Here is a 747-nt window from a genome sequence, read left to right as displayed (position 1 = left end):
TTATCTTGCAGGCAAACCGCGCGCAGAAATCATTCGAGACTATGAGCTGACCGCTTCAGCCTTCGATAAATGGGTGAAGCAAGCACAGTCAACAGGCTCGTTCAAGGAAAAAGATAACTTAACACCCGAACAAGCAGAACTGATCGCACTGAGAAAGAAAAATAAGCAGCTCGAAATGGAGAATGATATTTTAAAGCAAGCAGCGCTGATATTCGGACGAAAAGACAAGTAATTGATGCCAACAAGCATAAATACTCGATATCAGCGATGTGCAAAATCTTAAAAATTTCTCGGCAAACCTACTATTATCAAGCTCAACCTGTCAGAAATGAGTCTGAGTTAGAAGAAGTCGTACAGGAAGAATTTATTCGTAACCGAAAAGCCTATGGTACCCGTAAATTGAAGAAATGTTTAGCAAAGCGTGACCTTCAACTCAGCCGGCGTCGAATCGGTCGAATCATGAAACGTCGTGGGTTGACTTCTACCTATACGATCGCTCATTTTAAAGGCCAGCGAACAGCTTGTAATGAAGCGGAAACAGCGAATGTATTAGATCGAACCTTTACACAAGAAACCCCATTGGAAGCCATCGTCACGGATCTTACCTATGTTCGTGTGGGGAAAAAATGGCATTATATCTGCCTCATTCTGGATTTATTTAATCGAGAAATTATCGGTTATTCGTGCGGTGAGAAAAAGGATGCCGCATTGGTAAAAGAAGCCTTTGGCCGAATTCCTTATTCATTG

Annotated in this window: 1 pseudogene; it reads left to right on the top strand. The window is 42.0% G+C overall.

Annotation, left to right across the window (positions count from 1 at the left end):
- Positions 1-747 (top strand): annotated as a pseudogene (locus AC4J95_RS21110) (IS3 family transposase); the annotation flags it as partial.

Source organism: Enterococcus sp. GPZ-007 (assembly GCF_059374735.1).
The sequence above is the reverse complement of the archived record's forward strand: the minus strand, read 5'-3'. Positions and strand labels throughout refer to the sequence as shown.